Source organism: Anabaena sp. TISTR 8404, assembly GCF_056847745.1.
The window spans coordinates 6,553,875-6,568,609 of sequence record NZ_CP180578.1 but is presented as its reverse complement, the minus strand read 5'-3'; the positions used below and the strand labels follow the sequence as shown (position 1 = coordinate 6,568,609).

Here is a 14,735-nt window from a genome sequence, read left to right as displayed (position 1 = left end):
TTTTCTGCATTAGAGGAGATGGCGATCGCTATCTCCTTTAATGTCTTAAGCATACAGCAGATAATTTAACTCTGCCGCCAACCATTCCTGAAACATTTTATTGATAATTTCTTGATGTCTTTCAGGGGTTAATTCAGCAGGCATAAAATCTTCTACCATAAAAATATAACTGCTTTGCTTGATTGCGATCGGGCCAAGTAATTCTTTTAGTTGGGCGTTAAATATGACTGCGGCTACATCTGGCTCAAAACTCCAACGGTAAAATTTGCCTTCATAACCACAGCGATTTCTGCGTGTTTCATCAATATCATAAATGTGAGCAGCTTCATAAAAGCTGAGTTCACCTTCTTCGATTTGATAGTAAATCTCTTGGGCTAAGTTTTGAGATGGTAAAACTATTTGATAAAGTAAAACCTGATCGTAATTAAGTTTATTTTCCCAAAAATATTTTTCTACTTGTTGACCAAATAAATGTTCAGCTAATTTTTTCTGCAAAAGGTGATCACGAATTCCTGCTTCCCAATCTTCAGAGGAAATCAGATTATCGGCTAACCATGCTAAAGTTTCACTAGCTTTAACTAAACGTTTTTCATAACGTAGTCTCTCAGCTTCTATTTGAATTTCTTCTGGGCTTACTTGGATGTTTTTTTCTTCAGCAGCTTTATTAATAATTTTTTGACATAAGATGTGATTACATAATTCTCGGATTTGCAGATTATTTTTGAGATATGTAATAACTTCTTTGGGGGAAATGAATTTACCTTTAAATTCAATCATATAAACAATGCTTTATATTTCTAGCATTTAAAGTTTTGAGTTGTTGCAAATTTAACGTGAGTTCGATCAATGCTTTTTTGACCTCACCCCCAACCCCTCTCCTTGTAGGAGAGGGGTGTCAAACACTCATTTTTCATTGCTCCTCCCTCTCCTAAAAGGCGAGGGAGGCTGGGAGGGAGAGGTCTGTCGAATTCACGTAAATTTATAGGATGGGCAAGATACCCAACCTACAAGAATGACCATTACAAAGTGCTTCCGCCTGCTTGCAGTTCTTTCAGTGGTTCAAGAAAAATATCTATAATGCGTCGGCGACGAATGATAATTTCAGCAGTAGCTGTCTGTCCAGCCTGAAATTTAATTGTTTGATGATTAGCTTTGACGTAGTTGCGATCCATCGCAATTTCTAACCGATAGACTGCACCAAGTTGTTCATTAACTGTGCTATTTGGTGAAATTGATATTACCTTGCCAGGGATAATACTATAGTCCTGATAAGGATAGGCATCAAATTTAATTTTGACTTCGTTTCCGACTTTGACAAAGCCTGCTTCTTTTGTAGGTAAAGTAGCTTCCAGAATCAGGGGCGCATTTTCAGGTGCTAATTCAGCTATTGTTTGCCCTGATTGAACTACTTCTCCACTGTTGCGGACATTGAGTGATAAAACTGTGCCATCAACAGGAGCAGTGAGAGCAAGTTGTTTTAACTTAGTTTTCGCTTCTAGGATGAGTTTTGCAGTCTGTTGAACTTGAGCTTGCAGTTGAGTTTTTTGGACTTGCAATTTTTGAATTGCTTGTTCAGACTGTAACTCTACTGTTTTACCTTCGGCTTGCTTTTGGGTTAACTCAGCTTGCAATCGCTGTGACTCTGCCAAAACTTGTTGCAGAGCCATTTGCTCTCGTTGGGATTCTGCTAGAGTTTGTTGGATATCACCACTTTGTTGGGTGATAGTACGCTGGCGATCGCTCAAATTTTGTTGAGCTTGAAACAGTTGTTCTTGGGAAAGCGCCCCTTGTTCTACTAATACTTTTAATCTTTGTAATCGTTCTGTTTGCGCTGTCGCATCTGAATACAATTGATCAAGCAGTGCTTGACTAATTTTTACTTTTTCTTCACCTTGGGCGATCGCTACTTTTTGACTTTGAATTTTGGAGATTGCTTGAGCGATCGTCGCTTTTTGTCCTTGAATTTCTGCCTGATTAATCGCCATCCGCGTTTTAGTCTCTAAGCGAGTTTTATCAATCAAGGCTTGTGTTTGCAGAACTTGAGTTTGGTAAGCTGTTAGTTCTTGCTTGAATCTTTCTAATTCATTCAAGGCAATTTCTTGATCGAGTTGGGCTAGTACTTCGCCAGCTTTAACTGTTTGACCTTCTTGAATATAAAGGCGAGCAACCTTACCAAAAATTACAGGATGAACTTTATATACCTCTCCTAAAGGAACTAATCTCCCTCTAGCTTTACCAACTTCGTCAATGTGTCCCAAATTTGCCCAAGTAATAATAGCTATACAAAATGCAATTCCGCCTGCAATAAGTTGATAAGGAAGATATGAAGGTGGTTGGTCAATTAATGTCTGCAACGATGTTGACCATCTATCACTTTTGACAGTAGTCGTCTGTAACCTTAATGATGTATCTGCATCGACTAATTTACCTTCTGGCAAAGCAGCAGACTCTTCGGCAATAACTTTTACAGATGTTGCAGTACCACCAAATAATAAAGCCGCTTCAATACTGGCATCTATAAATTCTTGAGAACTCGCAAGCGGAGACTCTGGAATTTGTGGCAGAGATTTGGATGATAATTTCATAAGAATTGGTTGACAATTAATAATTTTGTTGTTTTTAGTTAACCCTAACTAACGAAAAATATTTTTCTTGCACATGAATATTTATTAGATTAATCACTGGCTGACATATAGGAATCCGATTTGATTACTGAAAATTCTTGTGTAGGTAGGGATCTCTTAACAAAGAACGGGGAACAAATAACAAGAATATTAGTAGATTATCCTGATTTTTTCACTAATCAAATATGAGTCCTATATTAAGTGATTTGATTGATTTAATTATTTTGAAATTATGCTAATAAATATGTGTAAATTAATTTATCACCAATAAATTACTAATAAAGATAATACTCTTTATTTGTATTTGGTCTAGCCAAAATGGCATTTTTTACTAAAAAGTATTCTGTGTTATGAGGAGTCGGTAAAGAAACAAGTACTTGTCAGTTTGAAGATAATTGATACATTACCAAGATTTTTTGCATAATTCATACCAAAGCTAGAAGCCAGAGTCTGAAACGCTTATCTACCATAAAAAAGGTAAGAACGGTAATGTACCTCTAATAACCTACAGATAAAATCATTATTTTTGAGGAGGAAAAAATGAGGTCGTGACCTAATAGAGTGGTGGAATTCATTATGAATGAATTGCTACAAGCTGTGCTGAACAGTGACGAAAAAGCTGATTTACAGCAATTGATATTGTCATTAACTGCCTCCGGTAAACAATACTTCCTGAGGAATGAAATTCTGCAAGTATTTGCAGATTATTGTCATAATTCCCAAAAGCCTGCTTATTTTTACTACTCTTCTTCCATTGGCAAATTCATTCAGTATACGCATGAAATAGTTTTGTCAGAGGAAAATGCTTGGTTTGTGATTCGACCGAAGATTGCTAGTCAAGAAGTGTGGCGGTTGAATGCTGACTTGAGTGAGTGTGAGTTAATGTCACCGCAGGCGTTTTTAGATGTGTGCGATCGCTTAGTAAATCGCTACCAACCCCATATTCTCGAAATTGACCTCGGCCCATTTTACAAAGATTCCCCCTCCATTGATGACTCTAGAAATATTGGTCAAGGTCTAGCCTTTCTCAACCATTATCTGTGCAATCAATTGTTGAACGATCCGCAGCATTGGTTAGAGGTATTGTTTCAAGCATTGCGGCGAGTGCAATACGATGGGAAACGTTTGTTAATTGGCGATCGCATTCGCTCAGGTATTCAATTTACCAAACAAATCAAAGAAGCAATCAAGTTCTTAAGTGACAGACCAGCTAACGAACCCTACGAAAAACTTCACCTTCATCTTCAAGACCTCGGTTTAGCACCGGGATGGGGAAATACGGCGGCGCGAGTCAGTGAAACTCTGGCATTACTTGATAGGCTGATTGATACTCCCCACCCTGCTATCTTAGAAGCATTTGTGGCGCGTGTTCCGGCAATTTTTCGCGTCGTCTTGATTTCCATTCACGGCTGGGTTGGACAAGAAGATGTGATTGGACGTGATGAAACCTTGGGTCAAGTCGCATACGTTCTCGAACAAGCACGCAGCTTAGAAAACAAACTCCACGAAGAAATCCAACTTGCTGGACTTGACGTGTTAGGTATTCAACCCCATGTCGTCATTCTGACTCGACTGATTCCCAATTGTGAAGGTACGTGCTGCGGACTGCGCCTAGAAAAAGTCGAAGATACAGAAAATGCTTGGATTTTACGCGTTCCCTTCGCCGAATTTAATCCAGATATTACTAACAATTGGATTTCTAAATTTGAGATTTGGCCTTACTTAGAAAGCTTTACCTATGATGCTGAAAAAGAACTACTCGCTTTATTTAAAGGTCGGCCAAATTTGATCATCGGCAATTATAGTGATGGGAATTTAGTAGCTTCACTTTTATCTCGTCGGTTAAAAGTTACTCAATGTAACATTGCTCACTCTTTAGAAAAACCGAAATATCTATTTAGTAATTTATATTGGCATAACCTAGAAGACCCATATCATTTTTCAGCCCAATTCACTGCTGATCTAATTAGTATGAATGCAGCTGATTTTATTATTACATCATCTTATCAAGAAATTGTCGGCACGCCTGATGGCATGGGACAGTACGAATCTTATAAATGTTTTACGATGCCTCAGCTATATCATGTAGTGAATGGCATTGATTTATTCAGCCCTAAATTTAACTTAGTGCCACCAGGAGTTAATCAAAAAATCTTCTTTTCTTATACCCAAAAAGAAAATCGCAATTTTTATCAAAGCAAACAAGTTGAAAACTTACTATTTAACCGCCAAGACCCACAAATCTTAGGTAGTTTAGATGACCCAAGCAAGCGACCTATCTTTGCTGTGGCTACGATATCATCGATTAAAAATTTGACTGGATTAGCGGAATGCTTTGGTAAAAGTCAGGAATTACAAAAGCGGTGTAATTTAATTATCTTAACAAGTAAATTACATCCATCGGCAGCGGCTAATGCAGCAGAAGCAAAAGAAATTCAAAGGCTGCATGACATTATTAATCAGTATCATCTCCATAATCATATTCGTTGGTTAGGAATGCGTCTTCCATCTGGGGATGTTGGCGAAGCCTACCGTGTGATTGCCGATCACCAAGGAATTTATGTGCATTTTGCTCGGTTTGAATCTTTTGGCAGAAGCATTTTAGAAGCGATGATTTCTGGCTTACCAACTTTTGCTACTCAATTTGGGGGTGCTTTAGAAATTATTGAAAATCGAGAAGATGGATTTATTATTAACCCGACTGATTTAACAGGGGCAGCAGATAAAATTGTGAACTTTCTTGATGAGTGTGAACGCAATCCTCAACATTGGCAGGAAGTATCTGATTGGATGAGCCAGCGAATTATTAATAAATACAATTGGTCATCACACACGAGTCAATTATTAATCCTGGCAAAAATGTTTAGCTTCTGGAACTTTGTCGCTCCCGACAATAATGAAGCTCGCGATCGCTACATGGAAAGCTTATTCCATCTCATCTATAAACCTAGGGCAGAAAAGATTTTAGAACAACATATTCACAGGTAAAAGTAATCGATTTTTTCAAGTTTTATCTAAATCCAAAACTCCAACTTAAATTTGGAATTTAGCCTAACGATGAATACAAAAACTATTACTGGAAATTTTATCTATACAGACTGGACATTAACAGAAACTCAGTTTGACCCTGAGCAAATACATTCTAGAGAAACTATTTTCACAATTGGCAACGGCTATTTAGGCACACGCGGTAGTTTTGAAAGAGACTATCCTCATGAATTGCCAGCTACTTTTATCCACGGTGTCTATGATGATGTGCCTGTGGTGTATACGGAACTTGCTAACTGTCCTGATTGGCTACCAATGGTAGTGATTATCGATGGTAATCGCTTCCGTCTCAACGAAGGAGAGATTACACACTATGAGCGACGGCTTGATGTGCGTCGTGGTCTCCTTAGCCGTTCCTTACGTTGGCGTACTCCCAGTGGCAAAACTATAGATATTCACTTTGAACGTTTCGCTAGTCTTGCAGATCAGCATATCTTGGCACAACGCTGTCAATTAACACCGTTAGATTTTGATGGGCTAATTGAAGTGCAAGGTAGCATCAATGGCTATCCTGAAAATCAAGGATTCAATCATTGGGTAGATTTAGACCAAGGTAAAACTGAAAACGGCATTTGGTTCCATAGCCGCACTCGTACCTCTCGAATTACGATTGGTATGGCAGCCAAGATGAACGTATCAGGAACGGAAGCATCGATCCAAGTTAACACCGCACCTGGTTATCCTTCCTTAAATGCTTCTTTTCTCACCAAATCACACCAAACTGTGACTGTGGAAAAAATCATCACAGTGTTTACCTCGCGGGAAGTTGATACACCAGTCAAAGCAGCGCAGGAAAAACTTGCTCAAATTTCAGACTACGAAACCCTATTTAATGCTCATACTCAAGCCTGGGATGAAGTTTGGCAGCAGAGTGATATCTTGCTGGAAGGCGATAATACAGCAGCTTTTGCGATTCGTTACAATCTTTTTCAGTTATTAATTGCTGCGCCTCGGTCTGACGATAGAGTGAGCATTCCCGCGAAAACTCTTTCTGGGTTTGGCTATCGCGGTCATATTTTTTGGGATACAGAAATTTTTATCTTGCCATTTTTTACATTTACTCAACCAGCGATCGCCCGCAACCTACTCAGTTACCGCTACCATACTTTACCAGGAGCTAGACGCAAAGCATTGCATTCTGGTTATAAAGGTGCAATGTATGCTTGGGAAAGCGCAGATACTGGGGATGAAGTTACACCCCGGTGGTCGCTTCCCAATGATTATTATGGTGAAGATATACGAATTTGGTGCCGCGATCGCGAAATTCATATCAGTGCAGATATAACCTATGCTGTTTGGAATTACTGGTTGGTAACTGGTGATGATAATTGGATGCGCGATTGCGGTGCAGAGATTGTTTTAGATACTGCAATCTTTTGGGGTAGCCGAGTTGAGTATAATTCACAACATCAACGCTACGAAATTCGTGGGGTAATTGGAGCCGACGAATATCACGAATTAGTTCACAACAACAGCTTTACTAACCGCTTGGTGCAATGGCATTTAGAAAAAGCATTGATTATTGATGATTGGCTGCGACAAAACTTTCCCGCACGCGCAGCAGAATTAGAAGAGAAACTGCAACTCACATCCGAAGTGCGATCGCACTGGCAAGACATTATCGATAAAATCTGGATTCCCTACGATTCAGAAACCGGATTAATTGAGCAGTTTGAGGGATTTTTCCAACTCCAAGATATTAATTTAGCCGAGTACGAACCACGTCAGCGTTCCATCCAAGCTATTTTAGGCATTGAAGAAGGCAACAAGCGGCAAGTTTTAAAGCAGCCAGATGTGTTGATGCTGCTTTATTTAATGCGGGAGTCGGCAGAATTTCCTTACAACCAAAAATCCTTACAAGCAAATTGGGACTACTACGCACCACGCACAGATATTACCTACGGTTCATCCCTTGGCCCAGCAATTCACGCCATCTTAGCTTCAGATTTAGGTAAATCAACCATTGCCTATAAACAATTTATGCAAGCCGCAATGGTTGATTTAGAAGACAGTCGCGGGAACACCAACGACGGAATTCATGGCGCAAGTGCTGGCGGTGTGTGGCAAGCAGTAGTTTTTGGATTTGGTGGAATTCAGTTAACAAAAAATGGCCCCGTAGCCAACCCGCATCTACCTTCTCACTGGACGCGCCTCAAGTTTAAACTCCACTGGCGCGGTGAATGGCATGAATTTGATTTGCGTCCACAACCAGGAACAGAGAAATTGGAGAAACAAGGGAGATTAAGGATAATGCCTGATATTCGTGGAGTAATTTTTGACCTTGATGGCGTGCTGACCGATACAGCAGAATACCACTACCAAGCTTGGCAGAGGTTAGCTGATGAAGAAGGTATTCCTTTTAATCGCCAAGCTAATGAAGCATTGCGCGGTGTGTCTCGGCGTGAATCTCTTATGTTAATTATTGGCGATCGCAAGTATTCCGAAGTGCAAATTCAAGAAATGATGGAGCGTAAAAATGGCTACTATGTAGACTTGATTCACCACATGACACCAAAAGATTTATTACCAGGTGCGATCGCACTTTTGGATGAATTAAGGCAAGCTGGTATTAAGACAGCTATTGGTTCTGCTAGTAAAAATGCTCGTACTGTAGTTGAGCTATTGGGAATTGCTGATAAAGTAGATGCGATCGCTGATGGTTACAGTGTGCAACAACCCAAACCCGCACCTGATTTATTTTTATACGCCGCCCAAGAACTCGGACTGCAACCAGCACAATGCGTAGTCGTAGAAGATGCCGCCGCCGGAATTGAAGCCGCTTTAGCCGGAGGTATGTGGGCAGTCGGAATAGGCCCAGTTGAACGCGTCGGTGCAGCCCATGTAGTATTACCTAGCCTTGCAGGTGTGACATGGGAGGATTTGAAAGCCAAGTTGAGTGAAAAAGTGGTGAGTATGGAGTAGTGGGTCAAGTGGCATGGTCATAGCCAATCATGCTTAAAGAGAGGGACAATAAAAGAGGACGAACTCAAGTCGGTATGTCCGAGTTAAAAAATGACCCGTCCTCAGAAAGAACCACTACGAGACTTAACGCCTCAAGAAAAAGAAAGATTAACACAATTGAGCCGTTCCTTGAGGCAGTAGCTGGTGAGCCAGCGCGTTGCGGGGGTTCCCCCCCGTTGTAGCGACTGGCGAACCCGAAGGGCTTAATATGGCTGAGTCGATTCAAAGAATCCTCAAGCATCGGGCCTTGGATGGAACTCACCCTACTTGGGTGCCAGAAATTATCGACTGCTTGGAAGCGACTGCTCGTGCCTGGAATGCCAATCCCACTCCCTTTGAATGGGGAGGTAGACGTGCAGCTCGCCGAATTCGAGAAAAACAACATCGATTGGCTGGTTCGGGGGCTTATACCCGTCGTCCGATTAAACGCATTTAGACTCTTCTTGAGCATTGGCTATGACCATGCCACTTGACCCACTACTATTGTTTCAAAAATAAAATATGAATCCGATACCAACTAATTGCTTATTTTAATTCGATAGATTGGAATTATCTACAATTCCTAACTTTACTTTAATAAGTTGCAGTTGTTGCCAAGCTAATTCTAGTTTTGTATCAGCCATTATTTTAGTGATTTTCCCATCAGATTGTAAATCATTAACATAATTGATGTATCTTAAAAATCCTTGCAAATGTGCTTCAAAAATTACTTCATGTAATTTTTCTTGATTATACTCTTGATGGTAGAGAGAAATAAAATACTCCAGATTCATGATTTTTTATTTGGCGAAATTCAATTTAATATGTAGCTATTGTTTAAGGTTGATAAAGTTAACGTAAAATATAAATATTTCTAGCATAAATATTGGTACATCATTAGTGTATTTGGCTAAATCATGACTGTGGATATACCTTTTACAATATTATTTTTCTTAACAGCCTGTAAACTAATAAAGGTAGTTTTTATTAACTTAAAAATCTGACTTTTTAGTTTTGATTGATTGAAAATAAGTTATTTTGCATTACTCAAATATGTTCTATTGAAGGAGAGTCATTGATGATGCTTTCTCTTTCAGGGCGAGTTTCGCTAACACGCTATTCATCCTCATTACTCACAATGGCTCAAACCTTGATCAATAGGAAGTTTCATATTAATTGTTTTTTGTCAATCACCTGGTATAACTTTTTTATTACTAAAGTTGACAGCTTAGTTAAAAAAGAGGTTAACTTTTGACAACCAAAAAATGTTTGCAACAATAACCCTACTCGCGCAGCCTCCCGCCACTGGCTACTCCGTCGTTGTAGCAAGTGGTGAGACAACGCGTTGAAAAAAGCTATGATTTGAAGCAGCACTGTAAAAAAACGGTGTTAACTAGTCAGCTATATTTATACCGATCTAATTACCAAGGTAACTTGCTTCCATCCCAGGAAAAAAATTGCCCACTATCGCCTGCTTGAAGTTGTTCAATTACAGTTAATAATTGGGTAACAGTACGTTCTACTGAGAATAACTTTTCTGGTGGTACATTGCGCTGGAATGGACGAGAAAGGCGTGTATCAGTTGTGCCAGGATGTAAAGTTACAACCAAAGTTTGAGGACAACTTCTCCCATACTCTATTGCGGTTGTTCGCATAAACATATTCAGCGCCGCTTTAGAAGCACGATAACCATACCATCCTCCTAATTGGTTGTCGCCAATACTGCCCACTTTTGCAGATATAGTGGCAAACACACTGGGTTCTTTATGGCGGAATAAGGGTAATAAATGTTTAGCTAGTAACACCGCACCAATACTGTTAATTTGAAAATAGCGCAGTAAATTTTCTGAGTTAATGTGTCTTAAGCTTTTTTCTGGTTGTAAATCATCATCATGTAGCAGTCCTACACAGTTAATTACTAGATGCAGTTTATTAATGTGTGTGCTGATATTTTTTACAGTTTCAACAATTTGTACTTCATCTGTAATATCCATCTCTAAACAAGTTAATTTGTCAGAATATTCATCTGTTAAAGCTAGTAATTCTCCAGCAGTTTGCTGTTGACGATAGGTTGCATAAATTTTAGTAATTCTCATATCTTCAAGTAATTTTTTGACAAAGCCTAAACCAATACCTTGGCTGGCTCCGATAATCATAGCGTTGGCGTTTTGAAGATTATCTTTAAAAAACATTTTGTTGAATTGGTAAACTGATCAGTTAAATATTATCCTGACTTTTCACGGGATATGCAAAACCTTTCTCTAAATCTCTCTCCTACGAGGAGAGAGACTTTGAATTTCTGGTTTGGAAGTGAGATTTTCAGTGTAATTTTCCTCATGACGTGAAAAGTCAGAAATATTATCAAAATCTTTAGTCAATACTTGTATAAAATATAATAATCTGATATTTTGATATCTACTGTATAAATATTTTATTTTCCAATACAGAAGCGGCTGAAAATTCTATCTAAAACTGACTCGGTAACTTCTTCGCCCGTAATTTCTCCTAATGCTTGAATTGCTCCGCGCAAATCAATTGTCCAAAAGTCAAGGGGTAATTGTTGGTCAATTGTAGCTTGCACTTGTTCTAAAGAAATTTTAGCTCTAGTTAAAGCTGCGGCTTGTCTTTGATTAATTGCTAAATCTAAGTCAGCAGCTTGGATTTTTCCTAGGTGAACTTTTTCTAAAATAGCTGTTTCTAAATCATCAATACCTTGATTTTGAGACGCGGCTGTGAAAATTTTAGATTTTGGATTTTGGATTTTGGATTGGAGAATTTTTCTTTCAGTTTCATCGACTAAATCAATTTTGTTAATTACTAAAATCAAGGGACGGTGTTGCACTTGTTCGTAAATTTCTTGGTCGCCTTCAGTCCAACCTGCGGTAGCATCAATGGTGAATAAGACTAAATCGGCTGCACTGGCTGCACGACGCGATCGCTCTACGCCGATTTTTTCAACTTGGTCTGCGGTTTCTCGAATGCCTGCGGTGTCTAGCACTTGCACGGGAATTCCACCGACAACTAATTGCGATTCCACAACATCGCGGGTTGTGCCAGGTAAGTCGGTGACAATGGCGCGATCGCTCCGGCTCCAAGCGTTCAACAAGCTCGATTTACCCACATTTGGACGACCAACAATTGCCACTTTCAAGCCTGTACGCAAAAGTTCGCCTTTATCTCTTGTCTCTAATAAGCGGGTAATTTCTGCGGTAATGTTGGCAATTGCTGATATGATGCTCTTATCATCCAGCGGAGGTAAGTCTTCTTCAAAATCGATTCGCGCTTCAATTTCTGCCAAAATATCCAAACAGTTGGCGCGTAACTGGCGGATAGGATGAGCTAATTTTCCTTGTAACCCAGCTAAAGCCGTTTGAGCGGCTTGAGGAGATTTCGCACCGACTAAATCAGCAATACTTTCGGCTTGGGTTAAATCTAGTCTGCCATTCAAAAACGCCCGCAGTGTGAATTCTCCCGGTTGTGCTAATCTTGCACCATTTTCGAGACATAACTGCAAAACTTGCTGCACAGCAATCATCCCCCCATGACAATGAAATTCCACCACATCTTCACGAGTGTAGGAACGAGGTGCTTGCATAATCAGCAGTAAAGCTTCATCTATTAGTTGTTGCGTTTGGGGATGGCGAATGTAACCGTAGAGAATGCGGTGACTTTCCCAAATTTGCCTTCCTGGCGCGTGAAATAATGTTTTTGCGATCGCTATTGCTTCGGAACCAGACACGCGCACAATACTTACACTACCTTGTTGGGGGACAACAGCAGTAGCGATCGCCGCGATAGTTCCAGTGGTGGCAAAGATTTCGGACATTGTTTATTTATCTCATGAAAAGGCAAGGCAGCGCGTTGGGCGGCTTTGCCGACTTGAAGCGACTGCCGCGCAAAGATGCAAAGGTATTGTTTATCTTTAATTCTTACGTGCCAAGGTCAAGCCGTCGGCAATTGGGATTAAACTAAGAGTCACGCGAGAATCTTGATGCAGTTTTTGATTGAAAGCGCGAATTTTCTTGGTGCGATTATCTTGTACTTGGGGATCTGCAACTCTACCCGACCATAAAACGTTATCAATAGCAATTAAACCACCCGGACGTACTAGTTGCAGCGATCGCTCATAATAACCATCATAGTTGCTTTTGTCCGCATCAATGAACGCAAAATCAAAGGTTTCTGCTTCACCACCTGCTAACAGTCGGTCTAAAGTTTCCATTGCTGGAGCGATATGTAGGTTAATTTTCTCAGCTACGCCTGCTTGTTGCCAATAACGACGAGCGATCGCGGTAAACTCTTCACTGATATCGCAAGCTACTATTTTGCCTGTTTTTGGCAGTGCTAACGCCACAACTAAAGTACTATAGCCCGTAAATACTCCGATTTCTAAAGTTTTCTGCGCTTTGATTAACTGAACTAGCAAAGACATCAACTGTCCTTGTTCGGGAGCAATTTGCATCCTTCCCATCGGATGTTGGGCGGTTTCTTGGCGTAATTGCGTCAATATTTCTGGTTCGCGCACCGAAACAGAAAGCAAATATTCATATAAATTTTGTTCTAAACCCAATGTTTGAGTAGTCATCAATATGAAAAGTGCTGGGAGAATACATAGTAATTTTAAATGACTATTAACAAAATTCTTTAATTTTTCTTTACTTAACTCTTATACCCTTGACTTCTACACCCGTATGTTTTTTGAGAATTTATCCTTTAACTATAGGCAGATTATAAAAGTAATTTTGCTGAATTTATTTCCACCTTCAGATTGAGCATCCTTGCAGTCGGGTTCCATCTCAAGAGCGATTAATACGTACAAATTAATAGTTAACTTAAAAACAGATAAAGAGACTTAAATTCTTTATCGACAGTAAAGTTGTGTACTTTGTTTTCCGTGGTCAGATTAAGAGCGTGTTTGCGGTGTGGGGAGAGTTAACATCAGTTGATTATATTTGGCTAATATCCGGGGTAAAATGCCTCAACTTGCCTATGGTAAGTGAAAGCAAAATTTATTAGTAAACCTTGGTTTGAATTTTCGAGCCAAGGTTTATTTGTTTGTAGGCATTTTTCATCAAAGAAACGCAAAAATATATTATCAGGAAAAATCCAATGCCAGCATCAACACAAAAAGAAAAATTACAACCACCACAGCAGCAACAACCACCTGGTACTGAATCTCAAATGCAGCCAAAACCTAAAGCTGAGGATGAGCAGCATCGCGGTAGTGGTAAATTAAAAAATAAAGTTGCATTAATTACAGGTGGAGATAGTGGTATTGGTCGTGCTGTAGCGATCGCATTTGCCAAAGAAGGTGCAGATGTAGCAATAGTTTATCTGAGTGAACACAACGATGCAACAGAAACAAAAAAATTGGTAGAAGAACGCGGACGAAGGGCTTTAACCATAGCAGGAGACATTACTAATGAAGCTGTTTGTCAAAATGCTGTAGAACAAACATTAGGTGAATTTGGTAAGCTTGATATTTTAGTAAATAATGCCGCCGAACAGCACCCGCAAAAAAGCATTGAAGATATTACCAAAGAACAATTAGAGCGGACTTTCCGTACTAATATTTTTTCAATGTTTTACCTGACAAAAGCAGCCTTAAAACATTTGAAAAAAGGCAGTGCTATCATTAACACTACATCAGTGACTGCTTATAAAGGCAATCCCCAACTATTAGATTACTCTGCTACCAAAGGTGCGATCGTTGCTTTTACCCGTTCGTTATCACAAAATTTGGTAGAAAAGGGAATTCGGGTAAATGCTGTAGCCCCAGGCCCCATTTGGACACCATTAATTCCCTCAACTTTCCCCGAAGAAAAAGTCGAAACTTTTGGTAAACAAGTACCAATGCAAAGGGCAGGACAACCAGAAGAAGTAGCACCTAGTTATGTATTTTTAGCCTCTGATGACTCTTCTTATATATCTGGTCAAGTAATCCATGTAAATGGTGGAGAAGTTGTTAATGGTTAGTTAAGAAGTATCTAGAAAAGAATCTAGCTATTTGTTTTGATTTAGCTAGAAGTTTAAATTTAAAAAACCCTTGTAATTTATAAGTGACAAGGGTTTTTTATTTCATATCATATTCGCCTGATCATATTAAGTTGCGTTCAGACATAA

At 39.5% G+C, this 14,735-nt stretch carries 10 protein-coding genes; 4 read left to right on the top strand and 6 right to left on the bottom strand.

Translation table 11 applies throughout. The annotated features are described in order from the left end of the window. Positions 1-45: 45 nt before the first annotated feature. Positions 46-777 carry a peptidylprolyl isomerase gene (locus tag ACMX3D_RS28305; RefSeq protein ID WP_482749089.1) on the bottom strand — a complete coding sequence of 244 codons (732 nt, stop codon included), beginning with the start codon at positions 775-777 and terminating at the stop codon, positions 46-48. 242 nt (positions 778-1,019) lie between these two features. After that, positions 1,020-2,585 (bottom strand): beta-barrel domain-containing protein, encoded by a 1,566-nt coding sequence (locus ACMX3D_RS28300; RefSeq protein ID WP_482749088.1) that lies wholly within the window; start codon positions 2,583-2,585, stop codon positions 1,020-1,022. Between the two features lie 615 nt (positions 2,586-3,200). Between ACMX3D_RS28300 and ACMX3D_RS28295 the strand changes: the two genes are divergently transcribed. The 3 genes from ACMX3D_RS28295 to ACMX3D_RS28285 all read left to right on the top strand — a co-directional run bounded on the left by ACMX3D_RS28295 (position 3,201) and on the right by ACMX3D_RS28285 (position 9,069). Next, a complete protein-coding gene (locus ACMX3D_RS28295; protein ID WP_482749087.1) occupies positions 3,201-5,612 on the top strand; it encodes a sucrose synthase in 2,412 nt (803 codons plus the stop codon). Positions 5,613-5,681: 69 nt separating this feature from the next. After that, entirely contained in the window at positions 5,682-8,594 is a 2,913-nt protein-coding gene (gene pgmB, locus ACMX3D_RS28290) for a beta-phosphoglucomutase (protein ID WP_482749086.1), read from the top strand. Between the two features lie 247 nt (positions 8,595-8,841). After that, entirely contained in the window at positions 8,842-9,069 is a 228-nt protein-coding gene (locus ACMX3D_RS28285; protein WP_482749085.1) for a hypothetical protein, read from the top strand. A gap of 94 nt (positions 9,070-9,163) precedes the next feature. Here the strand turns inward: ACMX3D_RS28285 and ACMX3D_RS28280 are convergent, their stop codons facing one another. From ACMX3D_RS28280 to ACMX3D_RS28265, 4 genes are all read right to left on the bottom strand, one after another. Further along, on the bottom strand, positions 9,164-9,406 hold the full coding sequence (locus ACMX3D_RS28280; RefSeq protein ID WP_482749084.1) for a DUF7219 family protein: 243 nt from the start codon (positions 9,404-9,406) through the stop codon (positions 9,164-9,166). A 627-nt stretch (positions 9,407-10,033) separates the two neighbouring features. Next, entirely contained in the window at positions 10,034-10,804 is a 771-nt protein-coding gene (locus ACMX3D_RS28275; RefSeq protein ID WP_482749083.1) for an SDR family NAD(P)-dependent oxidoreductase, read from the bottom strand. Between the two features lie 239 nt (positions 10,805-11,043). Then, complete coding sequence (gene mnmE / locus ACMX3D_RS28270; RefSeq protein WP_482749082.1) at positions 11,044-12,438, bottom strand: tRNA uridine-5-carboxymethylaminomethyl(34) synthesis GTPase MnmE; 1,395 nt, start codon at positions 12,436-12,438, stop codon at positions 11,044-11,046. Positions 12,439-12,534: 96 nt separating this feature from the next. Then, positions 12,535-13,197: a class I SAM-dependent methyltransferase gene (locus ACMX3D_RS28265; protein ID WP_482749081.1), complete on the bottom strand. Its 663-nt coding sequence runs from the start codon at positions 13,195-13,197 to the stop codon at positions 12,535-12,537. A 524-nt stretch (positions 13,198-13,721) separates the two neighbouring features. On the opposite strand from ACMX3D_RS28265, the gene ACMX3D_RS28260 reads away from it, so the two are divergent. Further along, a complete protein-coding gene (locus tag ACMX3D_RS28260) occupies positions 13,722-14,588 on the top strand; it encodes an SDR family oxidoreductase (protein WP_482749080.1) in 867 nt (288 codons plus the stop codon). Positions 14,589-14,735: the final 147 nt, after the last annotated feature.

Excerpts from the sequence above, each read along its gene's own strand:
- ACMX3D_RS28305 (WP_482749089.1), bottom strand. The coding sequence starts at position 777 with ATGATTGAATTTAAAGGTAAATTCATTTCCCCCAAAGAAGTTATTACA.
- ACMX3D_RS28300 (WP_482749088.1), bottom strand. The coding sequence starts at position 2,585 with ATGAAATTATCATCCAAATCTCTGCCACAAATTCCAGAGTCTCCGCTT.
- ACMX3D_RS28295 (WP_482749087.1), top strand. The coding sequence starts at position 3,201 with ATGAATGAATTGCTACAAGCTGTGCTGAACAGTGACGAAAAAGCTGAT.
- pgmB (WP_482749086.1), top strand. The coding sequence starts at position 5,682 with ATGAATACAAAAACTATTACTGGAAATTTTATCTATACAGACTGGACA.
- ACMX3D_RS28285 (WP_482749085.1), top strand. The coding sequence starts at position 8,842 with ATGGCTGAGTCGATTCAAAGAATCCTCAAGCATCGGGCCTTGGATGGA.
- ACMX3D_RS28280 (WP_482749084.1), bottom strand. The coding sequence starts at position 9,406 with ATGAATCTGGAGTATTTTATTTCTCTCTACCATCAAGAGTATAATCAA.
- ACMX3D_RS28275 (WP_482749083.1), bottom strand. The coding sequence starts at position 10,804 with ATGTTTTTTAAAGATAATCTTCAAAACGCCAACGCTATGATTATCGGA.
- mnmE (WP_482749082.1), bottom strand. The coding sequence starts at position 12,438 with ATGTCCGAAATCTTTGCCACCACTGGAACTATCGCGGCGATCGCTACT.
- ACMX3D_RS28265 (WP_482749081.1), bottom strand. The coding sequence starts at position 13,197 with ATGACTACTCAAACATTGGGTTTAGAACAAAATTTATATGAATATTTG.
- ACMX3D_RS28260 (WP_482749080.1), top strand. The coding sequence starts at position 13,722 with ATGCCAGCATCAACACAAAAAGAAAAATTACAACCACCACAGCAGCAA.